Below are 20,141 nucleotides of genomic sequence, written 5' to 3'. Positions count from 1 at the left end.
CACCGCCGCCGGAACATCCACCCGGAAGCGGCAATTCCTGATACGCGCCTCAATGTACGGCGACGCTCAACGCCTGCGCGATCTCTTTGCCCAGCGCATGCGTGGTCACCTCGGGCGGCGCCCCCACCCGCACCACGAGCGGCCCGCCGAACGGCTGCCGTTCGACCACCTCGATCCGCTCCCCGATCCCGATCTCATGGTCGGCCAGGTACCGCAGCATGTTCGGGTTCGTGTCCCACACTCGCACGATCTGACCAACCGCCCCCGGCTCCAGCTCATCCAGCAACCGCGTCGGCAATTCCTCGACGCTGCCATCCGTCGCCGGGATCGGATCCCCATGCGGGTCACGCGAAGGGTGGCCGAGCTTCGCCGAGATCCGTTCGACCAGCCGATCCGACACCGCGTGCTCCAGCGCGTCGGCCTCCAGGTGCACCTCGTCCCACGTGTAGCCCAGCTCCTGCACCAGATACGTCTCGATCAGCCGGTGCCGCCGCAACACCCCGCGCGCCAGCAGCAAACCCGCCGGCGTCAACTCGATCCCCCGGTACGGCACATGCTCGACGAGCCCCTGCTGCGAGAGCTTCGTGACCATGCCCGACGCCGAGGAAGGGCTGACCTCCAACCGCGCGGCAAGGGTCGTGTTCGTGACGGGCTCGCCGCGCTCCACCAGGCCATAGATCACCCGGATGTAGTCCTCGGTCGAGGACGACGACGAGCGACTGGAAGTGTCCGGCATATGTCAACTCTACGGCCTCCCGAGCTCAGCGCCCCGCGGTCACCGCGTCCAGCTCGCCCGCATAGCGGGCGATAGTGTCCGACAGGGTCACGTCGCCACGCCCCGCGACCCAGCGCTCGAAGGCGACCCGGAACACCGTGATCCCCGCCTCGGCGGCCAGCTCAGCAGCCGGGTCCGCGACGCCGCGCCCGCGCAGCACGTCGGCGAGCGCAGCGGCGAGCGTCGCCAGCTTGATCAGCTCGCGCTCCTGCAGCTCCTTGTTCGCGAGGATGACCTCGTGGCGGCGCTGCGCGAAGCTCCGGCGCTCCTCGAAGTAGCCGTCACTCACCTGGCGCAACGCCGAGATCACCGCCTCCATCGGCGACGACGAAGCTGGGGCCGCTTCCAGCTTGCCCACCAGGAAGTCCTGAAACTCAGCGGAACCCGCGAACAGCACCTCGCGCTTGTCGGCGAAGTACCGGAAAAACGTCCGTTCCGTGAGCCCAGCCCGCTCAGCTATCTGCGCGGCGGTGGTCTGCTCGAAACCCCGCTCGCCGTACAGCTCGAGCGCGGCCTCCTGGAGACGGCCAAGGGCATCGGGCTTCCATCGGCTCATGGCCCGATAGTAGTCGGGATGACAGTCACTGTCATGCAGTGCTACGTTGATTTCAGTCACTGTCATCAATCTTGGAGGTCCTTCCCATGCGCGTGTTCATCACGGGCGCATCCGGCCACGTCGGCTCCGCCGTGCTCCCCGAACTGCGGAATGCGGGGCATCAGGTCGTCGCGCTCGCCCGCTCGGACGCCGCGGCACAGAAACTGGAGGCCGCCGGCGCCGAAGTCCGCCGTGGCGACCTCGACGACCTGGACGGCATCCGCAAGGCGGCGACCGACGCGGACGGCGTCATCCACCTGGCGTTCCGCCATGACGTCGCCTTCTCCGGTGGCGCCACCCTCGCGGCCGAGACGGACCTGAACCTGATCGAGGCGGTGGGTTCGGCGCTCGAGGGCAGCGGCAAACCGCTCGTCATCACCGGTGTCACCACGGTGCTCGCGCACGCCGGCACCTTGGGGCGCCCGGGTACGGAAGAGGACATCATCGAGGGCAGCGGCTACCGGATCGACTCCGAAAACGCGACGATTGCGCTCGCCGAACGTGGAGTGCGCCCGTCGGTGATCCGCCTTCCGCCGGTGGTGCACAGTGACCTCGACAAGACCGGGTTCACCCCCACCCTCATCGGGATCGCCAGGGAGAAAGGCGTTGTCGGGTACCTCGGCGACGGCGCCAACCACTGGCCCGCGGTGCACACCCGCGACACAGCCCGGCTCTACCGGCTCGCGCTCGAATCGGCGCCGGCCGGCTCACGGCTGCACGCGGTCGCCGAGGAAGGCGTGCGATTCCGCGAGATCGCCGAGGCGATCGGCCGCAACCTCGGACTGCCGGCGGTCAGCGTCCCCGCCGAGGACGCCACGAAGTATTTCGGGTTCCTCGGCGGATTCGTCGCCATCGACAACCGCACTTCCAACGCACTGACCCGGAAAGTGCTGGGCTGGGAGCCGAGCCACGCGGAGCTGATCGCCGATATCGACGAAGGGCACTACTTCGCCTGAGCCGACCACCGGTACTTGATCCAACCGGGCACAGGCTGGGCACCGAGCTGCGCATAGAAGGCGGCCGCCTTCTCGTTGCCCTCCTGCATTTCCCATTCGACGCGCCCGCTCGTGCGACCCCGCAGCGCGGCGAGCAACTCACCGCCGAGGCCGTGGCGCCGGTACTCGGGCCGGATGAACAGATCGTCGAGCCACACACCGGGACGTCCCTCCCAAGTGGAGAAATTCCACGAGCAGAACGCGAATCCCGCGACCGCCCCCGGTTGTTCCGGCGGCTCGGCGATGAGTACCCACGCCTTCGGTTCCGGGCCGAACAGGTGCTTGGTCATCTCGGCGCGGTCGAGGACAAGCGTTTCGTTCCCCTCGTACCGCGCGTGTTCCTCGATGAGCGCGCAGATCTCCTCGGCATCGGCGACCTCGGCGTCACGGACGGGCATCGGTCATCCCCCTTTCGTAGGCCAGCCTGCCACCGATAACGGTGGCCAGCACGCTCAAGTCCTCCACCTGTTCGGTCGGATCTCCTGACAGCACAACGAAATCCGCGAGGTACCCCACGTCAAGGGTGCCGACCTCGCGTTCCCGGAACGCGGCGAACGCCGAGCCGTACGTATAGGCACGCAGGGCTTCCCGCGGCGTCAGGCGTTCCGCCGGCCCGAGGAGGCGGCCGCTGGAGGTACGCCGGTGAACCAGGTCCGCCAATCCAAGTAGCGGCGCGCCGTTCACCACCGGACGGTCCGAACTCCCCGGCAGCACACAACCGGCGTCGAGAAAAGTCCGTTGCCGGTAACACCACGGCTCGCGCTCCGGCCCGAGCGCGGCGACCATCCCGTCCCCGATCTCGTTGACGAACCGGCCCTGTGGCACGGGAATCAGGCCCAGCGCTGCGATCCGGGCGACGTCGTCAGGGGAAACGACACCGCAGTGCTCGATGCGGTGCCGGTGATCCGGGCGCGGGTTCGCGGTCAGCGCCGCCTCGTACGCGTCGATGATCGTCGCAATCGCCCGGTCGCCGATCGCGTGCGTGGCGATCTGCCACCCCGCCGCGTGCGCCCGGAAAATCGTCTCCGCCAGCTCTTCCTCAGGCTGTTGCAGGTAGCCACGGTTACCAATCCGACCGAAAGGAGGCGGATACGGTCCGCAGCCGTTCTGCTCGTCGACATCCGTTTCCGCCGTGGCTGCCGTCGGATTGGTAACGGACGGCAGAGTACCCTGCTCGTTCGCGAAATCCTCGCGCATCGCGGCTGTCCGGCCGATGAGCGAACCGTCCGCGAACAGTTTCATCGCCCCGATGCGCAGCCACTCGTCGCCCATTCCGGTGCGCAGCCCCAGATCCAAGCCGAAACCGGCGCCGTCGGGCAGCTCGTGCAACACCGCGGAGGACACCATGAGCGTACTGCGTACACGCAACACTCCGCGATCCCGCGCGAGTTGATACGCGAGCACTTCCGCCGGGGTCTGGCCGACGAGGCCGCCGCCGACCCCGGCCTCCTGCACGCTCGTGATGCCTTCGGCGAGGTACTGTTCACCGGCGCGATCGATGGCCCGCACCAGTGTGTCCAGCGGGGTCGGATAAATCAGTGGCCGCAACAGCAACTGCGCCTGCTCACGCAGCAACCCGGTCGGCGAGCCGTCGTCATCCAGCACGACATCTCCGCCTGCCGGCACGTTCGCCAGGTCCAGCTGGTCGAGCACGTTCGAGCTGACCACGACCATATGCCGCGAATTGTGCTGCAGTCGCACCAAATGCCCTGGTGCGGCACGGTCGAGCCCATGCCTGGTCGGGTGTCCGCCGATGAGGCGGTTCTGGTCGTACCCACTGCCGACGATCCACCCGCCGGGCGGCACCTGCGCCGCGCGCTCCGCGACCGCCGCGTACACCTCGTCGACGTGTTTGCAGTCGCCGAGCGGCACTTCGTCCAGCGTCATCCCGAACATGGCCTGGTGGTTGTGCGCGTCGTGGAATCCGGGCACGACGACCGCACCACCGAGATCGACACGCACCAATGTGGACAGAGACTCCGCATCCTCGCCGAGTGCGACGATCCGCCCGTGCAGCATGGCCACCGCGGACGTCCACGACGAACCCGTGAACACCCGCGCGTTCTCGTAAACGGCGTCGACTCGCATCCGCCCAGGCTATCGATCGATCGATTGCCTCGCTAGGCTCTGTGGTATGGGTTCGGTGGAAGTCTCGATCTCCGACGGTGTCGCCAGGATCTGGCTCAACCGGCCGGAACGGCTCAACGCGGTCGCGCCCGTGCTGGTGGACGGCCTGCTCGCCGCGCTGGACACGGTGGCGAGCTCCGATGTGGGCGCGGTGGTGTTGTCCGGTCGCGGCCGGGCATTCTGCGCGGGCAACGACCTGAAGGAATCCGCTCCGGCAGGCGATTCGCGTGCGCGGCTGGAGCGGTTGCAGGACGTGACGCGACGCCTGCGCGCGTTGCGGCAGCCGGTGATCGCCGCCGTCCACGGGTATGCGATCGGTGCGGGGGCGGAATTCGCGCTGGGCTGCGATCTGATCCTGGCCGCCGAGGACGCCGTGTTCGCTTTTCCCGAAACCGGTCTTGGGCTCAGCGTCACCGGCGCGGCCTCGCGGTTGCTGCCGCAGCTCGTCGGGCCGTTGAAGGCAAAGGAACTCCTCCTGCTCGGCGAGCGGATCGACGCGCCGGGTGCGCTGCGGCTCGGGCTGGTCAATGCGGTGGTGCCCGATGTCCAAGCCACCGCAGGCGAGTGGGCGAAACGCATCGCCGAACGTCCCCACGGCGCGGTCACCCTGGCCAAACGCGCGCTCGACGCGAGCATCGACCTGGACTCGGCGCTGGAACTCGAAGTCAGCCACGCCCTGATCACCGAGCACACCCCCGAGGTGACGCGTTCGGCCGAAGAGTTCCGGAGCCGCGCATGATCCCGCTCGACGACGTGGACGACCTGGCCACACTGGTGCGCCGCGCCGCCGCGCTGTGGCCGGACCGTGAGGCCTGGATCTTCGACGAGACCGGCGCGCGCTATACCTTCGCCGACGTCGAACGAGCCAGCACCCGATACGCGCTCGCGCTGCGCGAACTGGGCCTCGAGCCCGGTGACCGGGTGGCGGCGATGCTGCGCAACCAGCCCGAGTTTCCCCTGCTGTGGCTGGCATTGGCGAAGATCGGCGCGGTGCTCGTCCCGGTGAACGTCAATTACCAGGAGTTCGACGGCGCGCACGTGCTGCGGCATTCGGGAGCCAGATTCGCCGTCGTGGCACCGGAGTTCGTCGAGCTGCTCTCCCGGATCGCGCCGGACACGAAGCTGGAACGGGTGCTCACTCCCGATGCGCTGGACGCGGATCCCGGAGCGAGCGCCCGGTTCGAGGTGGCCGGCGAGTCACCGTCGAATATCCAGTACACGTCGGGCACCACCGGCGCACCCAAGGGATGTGTCCTGCCGCACCGGTACTGGCTGACGTTGGCTCGCGGGCTGGTCACGGACTTTCCCGCGGTGTCGCACGAGGACAGGATCCTCACCGCGCAACCGTTCCACTATATTGATCCACAGTGGAATGTCGCATTGGGACTGGCGTCCGGCGCGTCACTCGTGGTGCTCGACCGGTTCCACCCGGCGACGTTCTGGGACAAGATCCGCGAGTACGACGTCACCTGGTTCTACTGTCTCGGCCTGATGCCAACCCTGCTACTGCGGCAACCGGAGTCCACTCTGGACCGAGCGCACCGGGTCCGTGCGATCAGCGCGTCCGCGATCCCTCGTCACCTGCACGCGCAGCTCGAGCAGCGGTGGGGTGTGCCGTGGTTCGAGGCGTTCGGGATGACCGAGACCGGCGGCGACATCCGGATGTCCGAAGTGGATCACGACGAGTTCGTCGGCACCGGTTGCCTCGGCCGCCCGACCCGGGAGCGGGAGGCGATGATCGTCGATGACACATGCCGGCCGCTGCCGCGCGGAAAAACCGGCGAGCTGGTGCTACGCGGAATCGGCCTGATGCATGGCTATCACGACGACCCGGAAGCGACCGCACGCGCGTTCGCCGGTGGCTGGTTCCACACCGGCGATCTGGCCACAATGGACAGTCAGGGCCGGATCTTCTATGTGGGGCGCACGAAGGACATGATCCGGCGCAGCGGCGAGAACATCTCGGCGGACGAGGTGGAGCGCGTGCTCCTGCTGCACCCGGCGGTGAAACTGGCCGCGGTCATCGCCGTGCCGGACGAGCTGCGCGGTGAAGAGGTCAAGGCTTTCGTTGTGCCCGCAAGGGAAACGATGCCGGACGAGCTGGCGGAGTTCTGCTCGGCCAAGCTCGCCTATTTCAAGGTGCCGCGCTATTGGTCGCTCGCCGATTCCCTGCCGCTCACCCCGTCGGAGCGGGTCGCCAAGGGGGAGCTGCGTTCCTGGACGTTGCCGACCTACGACCGGGTGAGGCGCGCGTGGCTCTGACGACCGAGCAGCGGGTGCGCCGTGCCGCGGTGAAACTGTTCGCCAGCAAAGGTTTCCACGGTACCGGCATCCGGGATCTGGCGCAGGAAGCGGGGATCTCGTCCGCGAGCCTCTACCATTACATGGGCACCAAGGAGGAACTGCTCGCCGGGATCATGCGCGAGTGCCTGGAACGCCTGCTGGCCGGCGCCCGCGAGGTGACCGATGACGTCGTGGATCCGCGGCAGCGGCTCGCCTCACTGGTCGCTCTGCATGTGCTGGCACACGCGCGCCAGCCCGCGGAAACGCGGGTCGTCGACAACGAGGTGCATGTGCTTTCCGCAGCCACTCGGCGACGCATTGTCAAATTGCGTGATGCGTATGAACAGTTGTGGGGGGACGCGATCGACGACGGGATCCGGCAGCGGTCGTTCGTGACCGCGGAACCGGCCGTGACCAGGCTGGCACTGCTGGAAATGTGCAGCGGCGTGGCGCATTGGTATTCGCCACGCGGGCCGCTTGGCCTGGACCGCCTGGCAAACCACTACGCGAATCTCGCGCTGCGCATGCTCGGCAGTGCCGGACAGGACTGCCCTGAAGCCCTCGCGCGTGCCCGTAAGGCGGTATCCACGGTGTGGGGAACAACCCTCTAGCTGGGGATTCTCGATGAATACCTTGCCGAGGCGGCTCATCTGAGGGACCCTCGAACTGTGAGTGAGCAGACGATCCATCTGGAACTGAACGACTCAGGCCTCGCTCCGGGGCTTCCGGTTCCATCCAACCCTCGCGATCAGATTCAGGACGTGCCCTACCGTCCGGTCGAATTCCGTGACGATGACCTTGCTTCCGCACTGGAAAGGTGCGCGGCGTGGCTGCGCAGCGCACAGGAGTGGCTGGGCGAGCCGCTCGATGTGCTGGCACTGCACCTCGACTACGACGACCGGGAAGGCGCCCCGTACTACGACGTCAAGTTGTTGTGCAACGAGGAGGACCTAGCGGGAGCGCCGCTGGCGTTGCGCTCCCAAGCCCGGTAACACCGACCGAAGCCGGGGAGGAGGACGGTTTCGCAACGAGCCCCTCTTCCCCGGCTGTTTCACGCCTCGAACTTCCCGCTCGATTGTCGACAATCGACGCCTGGTGTTCTAGCCGAGGATGCCGGTCACCTTGACGTGCCCCTTGAGCAGGTTCCGCGCGATCGTCCGGCGCTGGATCTCGTCGGTACCTTCGTAGATGCGCAGCAACCGCAGCTCGCGGTACCAGCGCTCGATCGGCAGTTCACGCGTGTAACCCATCCCGCCGTGGATCTGCAGCACCCGGTCGACGATCTCGTTCGCCTTCTGGCCGCCGTACAGCTTGGCGATCGACTGCGCGTGCCGCGAGTCCATGCCCTGGTCAACCTGCCACGCCGCGTGCAGCACCAGCCAGCGCAGTGCCTCCAGCTCGACCCCGGAGTCCGCGATCATCCACTGAATCGCCTGCCGCTCCGCGATCGGCGCACCGAAGGTCTGCCGCGTGTTGGCGTGCTCGATCGCCATCGACAGCAGCCGCTCGCACGAGCCGATCGCGCGGGCCGGCAGGAGGTAGCGGCCTCGGCCGATCCACTGCATCGCCAGCTCGAAACCCCGGCCGAGTTCGCCGAGGATCTGGCTCTCGGGCACCCGGACATCCTGGAAAATCAACGAGGCCGGGCCCCATTCGCCCATCGTGTCGATGTACTCGGACTTCCAGCCCATCTCACGGTCGACGAGGAAGCACGTGACACCACCGTTCGCGCCCTTCACCGGGTCGGTGACCGCGAACACCATGGCGAAATCGGCTTCGTGGCCACCGGTGATGAAGGTCTTCTCACCGTTGATGATCCAGTCCGCACCGTCCTTGCGGGCCGAGGTGCGGATCGCCTTGGCGTCCGACCCCGCGCCGGGCTCGGTGATCGCGAAACACGACCTGCGCTCACCCGAGATGGTCGGCAGCAGGTAGCGCTCCTTCTGCTCATCGTTGGCGTGGAACAGGATGTTGTCCGCCGCGCCACCGAACCGGAAGGGCACGAACGTGCGGCCGAGCTCGGCTTCGAGCAGCGCGGTCATCACGGCTGACAACCCCATGCCGCCGTACTCTTCGGGCGTCTGGACCCCCCAGAAGCCGGATTCCTTGGCCTTGAGCTGGAGTGCATGCAGCTCCTCGGCAGTGACGCCCGGCTGGCCGGCGCGCTCCCGGCGCAGCACTTCCTGCTCCATGGGCGCCAGTTCTCGCTGCACGAACGTGCGCACCCAGTCCCGCACTTCGCGTTCTTCCGTGCTGAGGGTGAAGTCCATCGCGTACCTCCGACGCACTAAGCGCTTGCTTACCCTCAGGCTAGCGGACCTGGCCGTGGAGAGAAACCGGTAGGTTGGACCGGTGATCGAGTGTGCGGTCTGGTGGGCCCGCCCCGTGCGCGGCGAGGCGAACGAGTTGGCCCTGCTGGACGAGCTGGAACACGGTCGTTTCGAGGCGTACCGGCGGGAGATCGACCAGCGGCGCTTCCTGACCGGGCGGATACTGGCGAAGACCGTGCTGGGTGCTCAGCTGGGTGTCGCGCCCGGCGATGTGCGGTTCGACGCAACCTGTGATGACTGTGGAAAGCCACACGGGAAGCCGAAACTGGCCGGCGTGGAATTCTCGATTTCCCATTCGGGCGAACGCATCGGCCTCGCGGTCACCACGGTGCCGGTCGGCCTTGACGTCGAGACCGACACCCGGCGCGCAGACGACCAGCTCATCGAGTACGCATTGAACGAACACGAGCAAGCCGCGTTGCGCGGCTTGGGTTCGGCGGAGCGGGTAAGCGCTTTCTTCCAGTACTGGACCCGAAAAGAAGCCTTGATGAAGGCGACCGGACGTGGCCTCAAAATCCCCCTGCAAAGCATCACCCTCGACGGTGCCCGCTTGGCTTCATCGGCGGATCCCGCCTTGGACCCGGAGACGACACAGCTGGCGGACCTCAACCCTGGTGACGGGTATCGCGCAGCGGTGGCGTTCCTGACGACGGAGCCGGTGAGTATTACAGAGCAGCAGTGGGAGAGCTGAGATTAAAAGTGGCGGCCGTCGACGAAAGCCAATGGGCCCCAACCGGCCACGCCCCACGACGAAACCGGCGGCCGTCGATGCGAAGCGAGTGGGCCCAACGCCCATACCCACCCCGCTGGAACGAGGGCGCCCCGCGCCCGGTCACCCGCCAGAGAGCCCGAAGGGCATCGCGCGAAGCGCGACCACAAGATCAAAAGATGTCCTCGCCGGACGGGCTGCCTCCGGGATGACCACCCAACTCTGGGGTTCTACAGGTCTAGGCCCATTGCTCTCAGCAGTGTCTGAAACTTTGCTGAGGTTTCGTCCAGTTCTGCTTTGGGGTCCGAGGCGGGGACGATGCCGCCGCCGGCGTAGAGGCGCAGGGCTCGGGGGGCCACTTCGGCGCAGCGGATGGACACTGCCCATTCGCCGTCGCCGTCTGGGGTCATCCAGCCGACCGCGCCGGCGTAGTAGCCACGGTCGAACGGCTCCAGTTCTCCGACCAATTGCCGCGCCGCTTCGGTGGGGCTGCCGCAGATCGCGGGCGTCGGGTGCAGTGCGGCGGCCAAGCGGAGCGCCGTGACATCCCGGTCCGCGAGCTCACCCTTCACCACTGTGCCAAGGTGCCACATCGTCGGCGTCGAGACGAGGGACGGTGAGCGGGGAACATCGAGCCGGCGGCAGAACGGGCGCAGGGTTTCGACGATCGCCTCGGTCAGGATCGCGTGTTCGACATGGTCCTTCCGCGAGTTTGCCAAGATATCCGCATTTTCCCGGTCCGTGACGGGATCCGCTGAGCGTGGCATCGAGCCGGCATGCGGGTGCGAGATGACCTGCCCGCCGACCCGCGACAAAAGTAACTCCGGGGTGGCACCGATCAACGATCGCCCGTTCGGCAAGCCTGCCGCATAGGTGTAGGCGCCGGCCTTGTCCGTCGCCAGGTTGTGCAGGATGGCTTGCCCCGGCACATCGAAATCGAATTCCAGATCCAGGGCCCGCGCCAGCACGACCTTCCGCAGGCCGCCATCGCGAAGGATTTTTACCGCACGCCCGACAGCCTCAACATGCCGGACGGGATCAGGCACCGCACGCACCGCGCTCGGCGCACCGATGAACTTTCGCTCCCGGGGCCGCGCAGGCCCGGCGACACGTACCGTCTCCGGGATGATGATGTGCCCGGGGACGCCCGCCGTGTCGAACGGCAGCACACCGACCGCCAACGACTCCGGCGAACCGGCCAGGGCTTCAGGCACGATCTCGCTCAGCGACACCACATCGGCACCGGTGAAGACCTGCTGGGAGCCGGACCCCAGGATCGCGCGCCGGGAAGTGCCGAAAAAGAAATCTCCGGGCGTGTAGTCCTCGAGCAATCGGTCGGCGTCCACGCCTCCATTGTGAGCGCACTTCGGTGGGCACGTGGCGCGACGTGCCTGGCGTCACGTGCCCACCGGCGCCGGCTTACTTGAGCGCGTCGATCAGCGCTTCGCGCTGGCGCTCGCCGAGTCCGGCCGCGCGCCGGTCGGGGTCGATACCGGCCTGCTCCAGCAGGGCGGCCACCTTGACGGCACCGAGTCCGGGCACGGCCTTCAGCAGCTGCGTGACCTTCGTCTTGCCGATGGTCTTGTCCTCCTTGGCTTTCAGCAGCACCTTGTCGATGCTCTGCTTGCCGGACTTGATCGACGCGAGCAGCTCGGAACGAGCCTTGCGAGCCTCGGCCGCCTTGGCCAGAGCCTCCTTGCGCTGCTCCGGAGTCAACGTAGGCAGAGCCAACGTACTAGTCCTTCCTCTTTCGGATGTCCGCTTTCGCGGCGACGGCCGGGCACCCAGCTGGTGCTTGCACGAGCAAGCGCTGGCCAGGCCGTCTGGTCCACGCGCCCAGTAAACGCCACCTGGGCCGATGCCGCGAAATCGACACGCGTGCACTCGCCCGGTCGGGGAAGGGAAAGAGGGTTGTGGCGGCCACCACTCACCAAGCCCTAAAGTCGCACTAAGCCATCGCTCACCGTTGGATCACCGGCCGGGAGTAGCCCCATGCTCAGCACCATGCAGGACGGACACCTCTCCATCGGCACCCTGCTGCGATACGCCAGCAAAGTGCACTCGACCAGCGAAATCATCACCTGGACCGGGTCCGGCTCCCGCCGGGAAACCTTCGCCGACGTGGCCCGCAACGCCGCGAGGCTGGCCAACGCGCTGCGCGGCCTGGGGATCACCGGTGATCAGCGGGTCGGCACCTTCATGTGGAACAACGCCGAGCACATGGCCGCCTACTGCGCGGTCCCCGCGATGGGCGCGGTGCTGCACACCCTCAACATCCGCCTGTTCCCCGAGCAGCTCACGTACGTGGCCAACCACGCCGAGGACCAGGTCATCCTGGTCGACGGGACGCTCGTGCCGCTGCTGGCGAAGGTGCTGCCGACCATGAAGACGGTGCGCCACATCGTCGTCGCGAACGGTGACCCGGCCGCCCTGGATGCGCCGGATGGTGTGGAGGTGCACTCCTACGACGAGCTTCTCGCGGCCCAGCCGGACACCTTCGACTGGCCCGACGTGGACGAACGCTCGGCCGCGGCGATGTGTTACACCTCCGGCACGACGGGTGACCCGAAGGGCGTCGTGTACTCGCACCGCTCGGTCTGGCTGCACTCGATGCAGGTCACGATGTCCGACTCGATCAACCTCGCCCAGAGCGACACCGCGCTCGTGATCGTGCCCATGTTCCACGTGATGTCGTGGGGCTTGCCCTATGCCGCGCTCATGATCGGCGCCTCACTCGTGATGCCCGACCGGTTCCTGCAGCCCGAGCCGATCGCCCAGATCCTCGCGGCCGAGAAGCCGACGTACGCGGCCGCGGTACCAACCATCTGGCAGGGCCTCCTGCGGCAACTGGAAACCCACCCGCAGGACATCAGCCACCTGCGCGAAGTCATCGTCGGGGGATCTGCGGCGCCGCCGTCGCTGATGCACACCTTCGAGGAGCGCCACGGCGTGCCGATCCTGCATGCCTGGGGCATGACCGAGACCTCGCCGCTGGGCAGCGTCGCCCGGCCGCCGAAGTCGGCCACGGGTGAAGAGCGGTGGGCCTACCGCTACACCCAGGGCCGCTTCCCCGCCTCCGTGAACGCGCGCCTGATCGGCGATAACGGCGAGGAAGTGCCGTGGGACAACGAATCCGTGGGTGAACTGGAGGTGCAGGGCCCGTGGATCGCCGCATCGTACTTCGGCGGTTCCGCGGTGGACCCGGAGAAGTTCCACGACGGCTGGCTGCGCACCGGCGACATCGGCAAGATCAGCCCGGACGGCTACCTCACGTTGACCGACCGCTCGAAGGACGTCATCAAATCCGGCGGTGAGTGGATCTCCTCCGTGGACTTGGAGAACGCCGTCATGGCGCACCCCGCTGTCGCCGAAGCCGCGGTGATCGGCGTCCCGGACGAGAAGTGGGACGAGCGGCCACTGGTCGCCGTCGTCGTCCGCGAGGGCGAGAACGTGACCGCCGACCAATTGCGCGAATACCTGCAGGACAAGGTCGCCAAGTGGCAACTGCCGGAGCACTGGACGTTCATCGACGAGGTGCCGAAGACGAGCGTCGGGAAGTTCGACAAGAAGCGGCTGCGGGCCATGAACTCGGAGGGCAAGCTTGACGTCCGGCACTTCTGACTCCGACGAAGCCGGGACGGCGTTGTTCCACCAGACGATGCCGTTCACGAAACAGCTCGGCGTCGAGGTGCTCGGGCACAGCCGCGAGGTGGTGACCTCGCGGCTGGCCTGGGCGGAATCGTTGTGCACCGTGGGTGGCGTCCTGCACGGGGGCGTGCTGATGTCGCTGGCCGACGCCACAGCCGCGGTGTGTGCGTTCCTCAACCTGCCAGAGGGCGTGAAGGGCACCACGACGATCGAGTCCAAGACGAACTTCCTGCGCGCGATCCGTGATGGCCACGCGACGGCGACGTCGCGTGCGCTGCACACCGGGCGCACAGTCATCGTGGTCGAGACGGAAATCCGGGACGACGCGGGGAAACTCGCCGCGAAAGTGACGCAGACCCAGGCCGTGCTTTCGTAGGAAACTAACCTGATGACAGGTAGGTGCGTCAGTGGTTTGCTTGTGGTCCCGGCGATCCTGGCGGCGATGACCGCGCCGCCCGCGGCCGCCCAGCCGACCCGCGCCGGTGACGAGGCGATCAGCTACCACGACTGGCACGATCCCGTCGCGCGGCCGTCCGGCCGCATCGACTTCGGCGGAAAGGCGTACGAGTACGCGCAATGGACTTCGCCCGAGTTCCGGCCCGGGTTCGGCGCGACGCAACTGATCGCTTCGTGGAACGCACAGACGCCACCGCACAGCTGGCTCCAGGTCGAAGCTCAGGGCGAAACGAGCACGGGCACCGGGACCGCGTGGTACGTGCTGGGCCGCTGGGCCAGTGCTGACACGGATTTCCGGCGCACCAGCGTCGAGGGCCAGGACGACGCGAACGCGTCGGTGAGCGTCGACACGCTTGTCATGAAGCCGGGCGTGACCCTGCGGTCGTACCGGTTGCGGGTGAGCCTGTACCACGAGCCCGGCGCGCGCGCCCCGGCGGTGCGCACGATCGGGGCGATGGCGTCAGACGTCCCGGACCGGTTCACCGTGCCGGTTTCCCCGCCGGGCAAGGCAACCGGGGTGGAACTGCCGGTGCCCGCGCATGCCCAGAACCTCCACAAAGGACACTTCCCGGAGTACGGCGGTGGCGGCGAGAACTGGTGCAGTCCCACCGCGACGGAAATGGTCGTCGAGTACTGGGGGCGCCGGCCCACCGAAGCCGACATGTCATGGATTCCCGCGGACGACGTCGACCGCACGGTGGATTACGCGGCCCGCAACACCTACGACTATTCCTACCAGGGCACCGGGAACTGGCCGTTCAACACCGCCTACGCCGCGGAATTCGGCCTGCACGGGCACATCACCCGGCTGCATTCGCTGACCGAACTGGAAGACTACGTCGCGCGCGGGATCCCGGTGATCACCTCACAGTCGTTCCGCGCCGGCGAGCTCGACAACGCCGGTTACGGGACGGCAGGCCATATCTGGGTCGTCACCGGGTTCACGAAGGACGGTGACGTGATCGTGAACGACCCGGCCGCGAGCAGCAACGACCGTGTGCGAACTGTCTACAAGCGCGCCCAGTTCGAAAACATCTGGCAGCGCACCCAGCGTTACACCGAGGACGGCACGGTCGCGAGCGGCAGCGGCGGGATCGCCTACCTCATCACGCCGTAGCCATATCGCGATATCACCACGTTTCATGGCAAGCTTCGGGGCAAGCGAACAGTAGGGAAGGTGGTCGCACGATGCCGCACGAAGTCCGTGGAGTCGTTTCTCGCGCCAAGGGTGAACCGGTCTCGCTGGAAACCGTGCTGGTGCCGGACCCGGGACCCGGTGAGGCGGTTGTGTCGGTCAAGGCCTGCGGCGTGTGCCACACCGACATGCACTACCGCGACGGCGGGATCAACGACGACTACCCGTTCCTCCTCGGGCACGAGGCCGCAGGCTATGTCGAGCAGGTCGGTGACGGCGTCACCGACCTCGAACCGGGCGACTACGTCATCCTGAACTGGCGCGCCGTCTGCGGCACCTGCCGCGCCTGCAAGCGGGGTAAGCCGTGGTACTGCTTCAACACGCACAACGCCGCGCAGCCGATGACGCTGGCCGACGGCACGAAACTCAGCCCCGCGCTGGGCATCGGCGCGTTCCTCGACAAGACGCTCGTGCACGCCGGGCAGTGCACCAAGGTCAGTCCCGACGCGGAACCCGCCGTCGCCGGCCTGCTCGGCTGCGGAGTGATGGCCGGGATCGGCGCGGCGATCAACACCGGTGCGGTCGGCCGCGGGGACACCGTCGCCGTGATCGGCTGCGGTGGGGTCGGTGACGCGGCGATCGCCGGTGCGCGGCTCGCCGGTGCCGGAAAGATCATCGCCGTAGATGTGGACGACCGGAAACTCGGCTGGGCCAAGGACTTCGGCGCGACCCACACCGTCAACTCACGCGGCAAGAGCGAGGACGAGGTGGTCGAGGCCATCCAGGACCTGACCAGCTCGTTCGGGGCCGACGTGGTGATCGACGCGGTCGGCCGTCCCGAGACCTGGCGGACCGCGTTCTACGGCCGCGACCTCGCGGGCACGGTGGTGCTCGTCGGCGTGCCGACGCCGGACATGCGCCTGAACGACATGCCGCTCATCGATTTCTTCTCGCGCGGCGGCTCGCTGAAATCGTCGTGGTACGGCGACTGCCTGCCGTCGCGGGATTTCCCCGCGCTGGTGGACCTGTACCTGCAGGGTCGGTTGCCGGTGGACAAGTTCGTCACCGAGCGGATCTCGGCGGACGGGGTGGAGCAAGCGTTCAGCCGGATGCATCACGGTGAGGTGCTGCGCAGCGTGGTGGAATTCTCCTGATCTTCAGTGATACCGACTATCCGGCCGATCCCTATCCCGGGGCTCGGCCGGATTGTTCGTTCGTCCATCGCGACGGGCACGGATACGAGCTACCCGTTGACCTCGACCACACCGGCCGCATCCCGGTGCTGGCCTACGGTTCCAATGCCTGCCCGTCGAAAATGACGTGGTTGCGCCAAAATCTGGGCCTGACCGGTGACGTCGTGGTGCTGCGCGCGTACTGCACCGACATGGCCGCGGTGTGGGCGGCGGGGTTCCGGGCCTCGGACGGGCAACGGACGGCAACGCTGGCCGCATGCCCGGGAGTCGTGGAGACCCACGCGGTGTGGCTCGCCACGCCGGAGCAGCTTGCGGTGCTTGACGTGTGCGAAGGACGGGGCGAGCGATACCACCTCGCACGCCTCGAAAACGGGGTCACACTCGAGGACGGCCGGGAACTGCCAGAGGTTTTCGCCTACGTCGGTGCGAGCCCGGCGCGGATGCCATTGCTCGTGAATGGTGCCCCAGTGCGCACAGTGGGCTTCCCTCAAGGGAAAGCCAGGGCGTTGAACGGTGTTCCAGCGTACTCACATGGGCTAGACATTGAGATCGTCTAACATCGCCCGCCTGAAACCTGAAGAGGCATGGTGACACATGGACGACGAAGGTCACACCGCGTTCAGTCAGTACCACCAGGTTTCTTCCCATGGCTCACGCCAAGATGCACGTTCATCTGCACGCGCATCCAGCCTGGCGAACGCGCGTGCACGGCCGAGCACGGCACGGGTCGCCGACGATCTTCTCCTTGACGCCGCAAGGAAATGTGTGCTCGCGGTCGGGCTCCGCCGCACGACATTGGCGGAGATCGCGCGGACCGCGAAGGTCAGCCGGATGACGTTGTACCGCCGCTTCCCGGACGTGCAGAGCGTGCTGTCCGCCCTGATGACCAAGGAATTCGGCACGCTGCTGCACCGGGCGAACGCCGAGGGGGCGAACGCATCGACCGCACGGCAACGGCTGGTGCGCAGCGCCGTCGCCGCGGTCCGCCTACTCAACGGCGACGATCTCATGCGCACGGTCATCGACGTCGACACCGTACTTCTGGTGCCGTACATAGTGGAGCGGCTCGGCGGCACACAACGCGTCGGCGAAGAGGTGATCCGGGCGCATCTGGAGGCCGGCCGCGGCGACGGCTCGATCCGCGAGAGCGACCTGGCCGCACAGGCACGTGCCGTGCTGCTGGTGGTTCAGTCCTTTGTGCTCTCCTTGCGCGCGGCCACGGCCGACGTCGACCCCAACGCCCTGCTCGCCGAGATGGCGCACCACCTGGACGCGGCGCTGCGCCCCTGACCTGCCGACTGTCCAAAAGCTACGATGCGATGGTCACTGGCCGCAGAGGGGCAACGATGAGGACGATCGCGCTCGTCGCCAAACGGGAACTGGACGCCCGGTTGCGAAGGCGATCGTTCGTCATCGGCACGATCGTCATCCTCGTCGTGCTGTGCGGGTACCTGCTGTTCCAGCACAATCTGGTCGGCGACGCGAACAAGGTGCGGATCGGGCTCACCGGCCAGACCGCCGGAATCGCCCAGGAATTGCAGGCCGGCACCGCGCGGATCGGCAAAGAGACACAGATCGCCGTGGTCTCCGACCCGGAGGAGGGCATGGCCGACGTCCAGAACGACAGGCTCGACGTCCTGCTTTCCGGTAACGCGGCCAATCTCGACGTGCTCGTGAAGTCCGATGTGGACCCTCAAGTGCGCGCGCTGCTGAACGGCATCTCACAGCAGCAGGTGCTCAACGCGAAACTGCTGGAAGCGGGCCTGGATCCGGCGCAGGTGATGAGCGAAGTGGACAGTGCGCAGATCACCGTGTCCACTATCGACACTCCCGACCCCGAACGCACCCAGCGGCTCGCGATCGGCTTGATCACGGTGTTCCTGTTGTTCTTCGCCATCCAGACCTATGGCGGCCTCGTCGCGCAGGGCGTGGTCGAGGAGAAGGCCGGCCGGGTGGTGGAGATGGTGCTGTCGACGGTGCGGCCGTGGCAGCTGATCCTCGGCAAGGTGCTCGGTCTCGGACTCACCGGGCTGGTGCAGATCGGGATCCTCGCCGTGGCCGGGCTCGCGGTGGCGTCCTCGACGGGCATCCACCTGCTGTCCTCGGTCGCGACCGGCACCGTGTGGTGGGGCCTGCTCTGGTATGTGCTGGGCTTTTTCCTGTACGCCATGGTGTATGCGGCCGCCGGCTCGCTGGTGTCGCGGCAGGAGGACGCGGCGTCGGTGATCACCCCGGTCACCATGGTGCTCACCATCGGGTTCGTCGCGGGATTCACCGTGCTGCTGCGGAATCCCGCAGGCGACGCGGCTCGAACGCTGTCGCTGATCCCGTTGTTCTCCCCGATCCTGATGCCCGGCCGGATGGCGATCGGCACCGCGACGGGCTGGGAGACAGCGCTTTCCCTCGTGCTGACACTGGCCCTGGGTGCGCTACTGACCTGGGTGGGCAGCCGCATCTACCGGAATGCCGTGCTGCACATGGGAAGCCGCCTCAAGCTCGCCGACGCGCTGCGCGGCTGATCCGGGCGAACCGGTCGAGGGCGACCCGGCGTTCGTGCGCATGGTCGACGATCGGCGCGGGGTAGCCCTCGGGCTGGGCTTTCAGTTTCCACGGCTGGTGCACGGCTTTGCCGCCGATCCCACGCAGTTCGGGCAGGTAGCGGCGCACGTAGTCGCCTTGGGGGTCGAACTTTTCGCCTTGTGTCGTGGGATTGAACACCCGGAAGTACGGTGCCGCGTCGGTGCCCGAGCCCGCGACCCACTGCCAGTTCAGCTGGTTGGAGGCGAGGTCCCCGTCGACGAGATGGCGCATGAAGTGCCGGGCTCCACACCACCACGGTTGATGCAGATCCTTGACCAGGAAGCTCGCCACGATCATCCGGACCCGGTTGTGCAGCCAGCCCTCCGTGAGCAGCTGGCGCATCCCGGCGTCGACGATGGGGTACCCGGTGCGACCCTGGCACCACATCTCGAAGGCCGCTTCGTCCTCGTCGTACTCGAGATCGTCGAACCGCTTGTCGTAGTTGGCACGCGCCGCGTCCGGCCGGTGCCACAGCACGTCGGCGTGAAACTCGCGCCACGCGAGTTCGCTGCGCAGCGCCTGTGCCCCCTCGCCGCGACGCTCGGCCAGGTCGGCGAGGAGCGTGCGCGGATGCACGCAACCCCAGTGCAGATACGGCGAAAGCCGGGTGGTGGCATCGAAATCCGGCCGATCGCGTGCAGTGTGATAGTCATTCAAGCCGTCGTCCAGAAAGCGCTTCCAGCGCCGCAACACGGCCCGCTCACCCGGCTGCGGAAGCTTCGTGTCACCGAGCGGCGGAGCTTTCAGGACCGCGTTGCTCCGCGCGGGCTCAACCCAGTCCACAGTGGACTTGCCGGTTCGAGCGGGCGAAGGCCAGCTGTACTCACGCCATGCGCGGGAGAACGCGGTGAATACCTGGTACGGCGCACCGTCCGGTTTGGTCACCCGGCCCGGCGTGATCGCGTACGGCGAACCGGTTTCCACCCATTCGATCCCACGGCTTTCGAGCTCTTTGGCCACGGCTTCGTCGCGTCGGCGGCCGTACGGGGCACAGTCGGCGCTGACGTGCACGCTCTTCGCACCCACCGACGCCGCGGCCTTCACCACCTCACGCACCGGGTCGCCGTGCACCAGCAACAGCCTGCCGTCCAGCTGTGCGGACAGTTCTTCAAGGCAGCCACGGAGAAACGCAAGCCGCGGCGCGCCGGAGGGGTTGAGCAGCTTCTCGTCCAGGACGAACAGCGCAAGCACCTTGTCCGCCCGCTCACTCGCGCTCAGCAGCGCGGCATGGTCGTGCAAGCGCAGGTCGCGCCGGAACCACAACACTGCCGTCTCACCCGGAGCACTCATCGCACCAGCGTAGGCACGGCGGCGC

At 67.3% G+C, this 20,141-nt stretch carries 21 protein-coding genes; 13 read left to right on the top strand and 8 right to left on the bottom strand.

Annotation, left to right across the window (positions count from 1 at the left end; all coding sequences use genetic code 11):
- Positions 1–49 precede the first annotated feature (49 nt).
- A complete protein-coding gene (locus GKO32_RS23780; RefSeq protein ID WP_154759105.1) occupies positions 50–736 on the bottom strand; it encodes a metal-dependent transcriptional regulator in 687 nt (228 codons plus the stop codon).
- 25 nt (positions 737–761) lie between these two features.
- Positions 762–1,331, bottom strand: a complete 570-nt coding sequence (locus GKO32_RS23775) for a TetR family transcriptional regulator (RefSeq protein WP_154759104.1) — start codon at positions 1,329–1,331, stop codon at positions 762–764.
- Positions 1,332–1,417: 86 nt separating this feature from the next.
- Here GKO32_RS23775 and GKO32_RS23770 point away from each other — a divergent pair, with 86 nt between their 5' ends.
- On the top strand, positions 1,418–2,326 hold the full coding sequence (locus GKO32_RS23770; protein WP_154759103.1) for an SDR family oxidoreductase: 909 nt from the start codon (positions 1,418–1,420) through the stop codon (positions 2,324–2,326).
- Here GKO32_RS23770 and GKO32_RS23765 read toward each other — a convergent pair.
- The gene (locus GKO32_RS23765; RefSeq protein ID WP_154759102.1) at positions 2,314–2,763 is read right to left on the bottom strand and encodes a GNAT family N-acetyltransferase; all 450 of its coding nucleotides are present in this window, start codon (positions 2,761–2,763) and stop codon (positions 2,314–2,316) included. The genes GKO32_RS23770 and GKO32_RS23765 overlap by 13 nt on opposite strands.
- Positions 2,750–4,453 carry an amidohydrolase gene (locus GKO32_RS23760; RefSeq protein WP_154759101.1) on the bottom strand — a complete coding sequence of 568 codons (1,704 nt, stop codon included), beginning with the start codon at positions 4,451–4,453 and terminating at the stop codon, positions 2,750–2,752. Before GKO32_RS23760 ends, GKO32_RS23765 begins: the two co-directional genes overlap by 14 nt.
- Before the next feature lie 46 nt (positions 4,454–4,499).
- Here GKO32_RS23760 and GKO32_RS23755 point away from each other — a divergent pair, with 46 nt between their 5' ends.
- From GKO32_RS23755 to GKO32_RS23740, 4 genes are read left to right on the top strand one after another with little or no spacing between them, the layout of a single operon-like run.
- Complete coding sequence (locus GKO32_RS23755) at positions 4,500–5,231, top strand: enoyl-CoA hydratase/isomerase family protein (protein ID WP_154759100.1); 732 nt, start codon at positions 4,500–4,502, stop codon at positions 5,229–5,231.
- Positions 5,228–6,754: an AMP-binding protein gene (locus GKO32_RS23750; RefSeq protein ID WP_154759099.1), complete on the top strand. Its 1,527-nt coding sequence runs from the start codon at positions 5,228–5,230 to the stop codon at positions 6,752–6,754. Before GKO32_RS23755 ends, GKO32_RS23750 begins: the two co-directional genes overlap by 4 nt.
- Complete coding sequence (locus GKO32_RS23745; RefSeq protein WP_312868445.1) at positions 6,745–7,386, top strand: TetR/AcrR family transcriptional regulator; 642 nt, start codon at positions 6,745–6,747, stop codon at positions 7,384–7,386. Before GKO32_RS23750 ends, GKO32_RS23745 begins: the two co-directional genes overlap by 10 nt.
- A gap of 57 nt (positions 7,387–7,443) precedes the next feature.
- The gene (locus tag GKO32_RS23740; RefSeq protein ID WP_312868444.1) at positions 7,444–7,767 is read left to right on the top strand and encodes a hypothetical protein; all 324 of its coding nucleotides are present in this window, start codon (positions 7,444–7,446) and stop codon (positions 7,765–7,767) included.
- A 108-nt stretch (positions 7,768–7,875) separates the two neighbouring features.
- Here the strand turns inward: GKO32_RS23740 and GKO32_RS23735 are convergent, their stop codons facing one another.
- Positions 7,876–9,045: an acyl-CoA dehydrogenase family protein gene (locus tag GKO32_RS23735; protein ID WP_154759097.1), complete on the bottom strand. Its 1,170-nt coding sequence runs from the start codon at positions 9,043–9,045 to the stop codon at positions 7,876–7,878.
- An 82-nt stretch (positions 9,046–9,127) separates the two neighbouring features.
- Between GKO32_RS23735 and GKO32_RS23730 the strand changes: the two genes are divergently transcribed.
- A complete protein-coding gene (locus GKO32_RS23730) occupies positions 9,128–9,796 on the top strand; it encodes a 4'-phosphopantetheinyl transferase family protein (RefSeq protein WP_312868443.1) in 669 nt (222 codons plus the stop codon).
- 248 nt (positions 9,797–10,044) lie between these two features.
- Here GKO32_RS23730 and GKO32_RS23725 read toward each other — a convergent pair whose 3' ends face one another.
- Positions 10,045–11,160, bottom strand: coding sequence for an isochorismate synthase (locus tag GKO32_RS23725; protein ID WP_312868442.1), 1,116 nt, complete (start codon positions 11,158–11,160; stop codon positions 10,045–10,047).
- A 73-nt stretch (positions 11,161–11,233) separates the two neighbouring features.
- Positions 11,234–11,545, bottom strand: coding sequence for an integration host factor, actinobacterial type (gene mihF, locus GKO32_RS23720; RefSeq protein ID WP_154759096.1), 312 nt, complete (start codon positions 11,543–11,545; stop codon positions 11,234–11,236).
- A gap of 261 nt (positions 11,546–11,806) precedes the next feature.
- Between mihF and GKO32_RS23715 the strand changes: the two genes are divergently transcribed.
- The 7 genes from GKO32_RS23715 to GKO32_RS23685 all read left to right on the top strand — a co-directional run bounded on the left by GKO32_RS23715 (position 11,807) and on the right by GKO32_RS23685 (position 18,765).
- Positions 11,807–13,435: a long-chain fatty acid--CoA ligase gene (locus GKO32_RS23715; protein ID WP_154759095.1), complete on the top strand. Its 1,629-nt coding sequence runs from the start codon at positions 11,807–11,809 to the stop codon at positions 13,433–13,435.
- A gap of 37 nt (positions 13,436–13,472) precedes the next feature.
- Positions 13,473–13,838, top strand: a complete 366-nt coding sequence (locus GKO32_RS23710) for a PaaI family thioesterase (protein ID WP_154759131.1) — start codon at positions 13,473–13,475, stop codon at positions 13,836–13,838.
- 12 nt (positions 13,839–13,850) lie between these two features.
- Entirely contained in the window at positions 13,851–15,035 is a 1,185-nt protein-coding gene (locus GKO32_RS23705) for a C39 family peptidase (protein WP_154759094.1), read from the top strand.
- Between the two features lie 71 nt (positions 15,036–15,106).
- The gene (locus GKO32_RS23700) at positions 15,107–16,207 is read left to right on the top strand and encodes an S-(hydroxymethyl)mycothiol dehydrogenase (RefSeq protein ID WP_154759093.1); all 1,101 of its coding nucleotides are present in this window, start codon (positions 15,107–15,109) and stop codon (positions 16,205–16,207) included.
- A gap of 161 nt (positions 16,208–16,368) precedes the next feature.
- Positions 16,369–16,803, top strand: coding sequence for a gamma-glutamylcyclotransferase (locus GKO32_RS23695; protein ID WP_312868441.1), 435 nt, complete (start codon positions 16,369–16,371; stop codon positions 16,801–16,803).
- A 37-nt stretch (positions 16,804–16,840) separates the two neighbouring features.
- A complete protein-coding gene (locus tag GKO32_RS23690) occupies positions 16,841–17,536 on the top strand; it encodes a TetR/AcrR family transcriptional regulator (protein WP_154759091.1) in 696 nt (231 codons plus the stop codon).
- 56 nt (positions 17,537–17,592) lie between these two features.
- Positions 17,593–18,765 (top strand): ABC transporter permease, encoded by a 1,173-nt coding sequence (locus GKO32_RS23685; RefSeq protein ID WP_154759090.1) that lies wholly within the window; start codon positions 17,593–17,595, stop codon positions 18,763–18,765.
- Here GKO32_RS23685 and GKO32_RS23680 read toward each other — a convergent pair.
- The gene (locus tag GKO32_RS23680) at positions 18,737–20,116 is read right to left on the bottom strand and encodes a cryptochrome/photolyase family protein (protein WP_154759089.1); all 1,380 of its coding nucleotides are present in this window, start codon (positions 20,114–20,116) and stop codon (positions 18,737–18,739) included. The two genes, GKO32_RS23685 and GKO32_RS23680, sit on opposite strands and share 29 nt — an antisense overlap.
- Positions 20,117–20,141 lie beyond the last annotated feature (25 nt).

This window comes from Amycolatopsis pithecellobii, assembly GCF_009707865.1.
In the GTDB taxonomy this organism is placed as follows: Bacteria; Actinomycetota; Actinomycetes; order Mycobacteriales; family Pseudonocardiaceae; genus Amycolatopsis_E; species Amycolatopsis_E pithecellobii.
The sequence above is the reverse complement of the archived record's forward strand: the minus strand, read 5'-3'. Positions and strand labels throughout refer to the sequence as shown.

Coding starts and splice junctions, on each gene's coding strand:
- GKO32_RS23705 (WP_154759094.1), top strand. CDS start 13,851: ATGACAGGTAGGTGCGTCAGTGGTTTGCTTGTGGTCCCGGCGATCCTG.
- GKO32_RS23685 (WP_154759090.1), top strand. CDS start 17,593: ATGAGGACGATCGCGCTCGTCGCCAAACGGGAACTGGACGCCCGGTTG.
- GKO32_RS23780 (WP_154759105.1), bottom strand. CDS start 736: ATGCCGGACACTTCCAGTCGCTCGTCGTCGTCCTCGACCGAGGACTAC.
- GKO32_RS23695 (WP_312868441.1), top strand. CDS start 16,369: ATGACGTGGTTGCGCCAAAATCTGGGCCTGACCGGTGACGTCGTGGTG.
- GKO32_RS23735 (WP_154759097.1), bottom strand. CDS start 9,045: ATGGACTTCACCCTCAGCACGGAAGAACGCGAAGTGCGGGACTGGGTG.
- GKO32_RS23680 (WP_154759089.1), bottom strand. CDS start 20,116: ATGAGTGCTCCGGGTGAGACGGCAGTGTTGTGGTTCCGGCGCGACCTG.
- GKO32_RS23710 (WP_154759131.1), top strand. CDS start 13,473: ATGCCGTTCACGAAACAGCTCGGCGTCGAGGTGCTCGGGCACAGCCGC.
- GKO32_RS23690 (WP_154759091.1), top strand. CDS start 16,841: ATGGACGACGAAGGTCACACCGCGTTCAGTCAGTACCACCAGGTTTCT.
- GKO32_RS23755 (WP_154759100.1), top strand. CDS start 4,500: ATGGGTTCGGTGGAAGTCTCGATCTCCGACGGTGTCGCCAGGATCTGG.
- GKO32_RS23765 (WP_154759102.1), bottom strand. CDS start 2,763: ATGCCCGTCCGTGACGCCGAGGTCGCCGATGCCGAGGAGATCTGCGCG.
- GKO32_RS23700 (WP_154759093.1), top strand. CDS start 15,107: ATGCCGCACGAAGTCCGTGGAGTCGTTTCTCGCGCCAAGGGTGAACCG.
- GKO32_RS23760 (WP_154759101.1), bottom strand. CDS start 4,453: ATGCGAGTCGACGCCGTTTACGAGAACGCGCGGGTGTTCACGGGTTCG.
- GKO32_RS23770 (WP_154759103.1), top strand. CDS start 1,418: ATGCGCGTGTTCATCACGGGCGCATCCGGCCACGTCGGCTCCGCCGTG.
- GKO32_RS23775 (WP_154759104.1), bottom strand. CDS start 1,331: ATGAGCCGATGGAAGCCCGATGCCCTTGGCCGTCTCCAGGAGGCCGCG.
- GKO32_RS23715 (WP_154759095.1), top strand. CDS start 11,807: ATGCTCAGCACCATGCAGGACGGACACCTCTCCATCGGCACCCTGCTG.
- GKO32_RS23750 (WP_154759099.1), top strand. CDS start 5,228: ATGATCCCGCTCGACGACGTGGACGACCTGGCCACACTGGTGCGCCGC.